The sequence below is a fragment of the Mycobacterium persicum genome (assembly GCF_002086675.1).
In the GTDB taxonomy this organism is placed as follows: domain Bacteria; phylum Actinomycetota; class Actinomycetes; order Mycobacteriales; family Mycobacteriaceae; genus Mycobacterium; species Mycobacterium persicum.
In genome coordinates, this window is sequence record NZ_MVIF01000233.1 from 1 (window position 1) to 1,457 (window position 1,457).

Sequence of the window (1,457 nt, forward strand, 5' to 3'; positions counted from 1 at the left end):
CAATACCGTTCAGTTAAGACTACATGGGTGTAGTTTGTAGGGTATGCCTCGTGCGGGTTGGCGCAAGCCTGAGTCGGATCGCCGGTTGTCAGATCTGGTATCGGTGGGGGTGTTGACGCGGGTGTTTCCTGCGGCGCTGGTGGATGAGGTGATCGCGGAGGCGGGCCGCACCCAGCAGCGGCATCGGTCGCTGCCTGCGCGGGTGATGGCGTATTTCGCGATCGCGATGGGCCTGTATGCGGAGGGCTCTTATGAGGATGTGCTGGCCCAGCTCACCGATGGTCTGGCGTGGGCGTCGGGGTGGCGTGAACGCTACCGGTTACCAGGTAAGTCGGCGATCTTTCAGGCCCGTGAGCGGCTGGGGTCAGCACCGCTGGCCAGCTTGTTTTCGCGGGTGGCCCGCCCGTTGGCCGGGCCAACCACGCCGGGAGCGTGGTTGGCCGGGCGGCGACTGGTCGCCATCGACGGAACCTGTCTGGATGTGGCCGACACAGCGGCCAATGATGAGTACTTCGGCCGGCCCGGTGCCAGCAAGGGTGAGAAGGCCGCCTTCCCGCAGGTTCGGGTCGTTGGGGTGGCCGAGTGTGCGACACACGCGGTCTTTGCCGTGCAGATCGGGGCCTACCGCGATTCGGAGTCCAAACTCGCCGAACAACTGCTGGGTACCCTGACCACGGGGATGTTGCTGCTGGCTGATCGCGGGTTCTTCTCGTATGCGTTGTGGCGCAAGGCCTCTGCGACCGGGGCCGATTTGTTGTGGCGGGTACGCACCGGTTGGCGTGCCCCGGAACCGGCCCATGTGCAAGACCTTCCCGACGGTTCCTGGCTGGCTCACCTGCGGGCCAGCGCCGATCGGGCCAGCACCCCGATGCTGGCCCGCGTCATCGACTACACCCTCGACGACGGACGCGACAACCCCACCGTCTACCGGCTTTTGACCACGCTGACCGACCCCGAGCAGGCGCCAGCGGTCGAGCTGGCTGCCGCATACGCCCAGCGCTGGGAGATCGAGAACACCTTCGACGAACTCAAAACCCACCAGCGTGGACCTCGCATCGTGCTGCGCTCCAAATCCCCCGACCTGGTCCAGCAAGAAATCTGGGGACACCTGTGCTGCCACTACGCCATCCGTACCTTGATGACCCAGGCCGCCGAACACGCCGGACATGACCCCGACCGCGTCAGTTTCACTGCCGCACTGAGCATCACGCGTCAATCCGTCGCCCAGCAGGGCGCTTTTCCCCCCGGACCACCCCGAAACGCCTGACCGGCACTGGCGCGCCTTCCTGCGCCGACTGCTCGACCGCCTCAACCCGGCCCGACGCCACCGCGCAGCACCCCGGGTGGTCAAACGCAAAATGTCCAAGTGGCACGTCAAACGCGCCGACTACGCCCACTGGCTCCAACCCGAGCATTCACCAAACATCACCATCCACCGTCTTAACTGAACGGTATTG

General features: G+C 65.3%; 1 protein-coding gene. It reads left to right on the forward strand.

Annotated elements, in window-relative coordinates:
• Positions 1-43: 43 nt before the first annotated feature.
• Positions 44-1,267 carry an IS4 family transposase gene (locus tag BST40_RS28055; RefSeq protein ID WP_075545525.1) on the forward strand — a complete coding sequence of 408 codons (1,224 nt, stop codon included), beginning with the start codon at positions 44-46 and terminating at the stop codon, positions 1,265-1,267.
• Positions 1,268-1,457 lie beyond the last annotated feature (190 nt).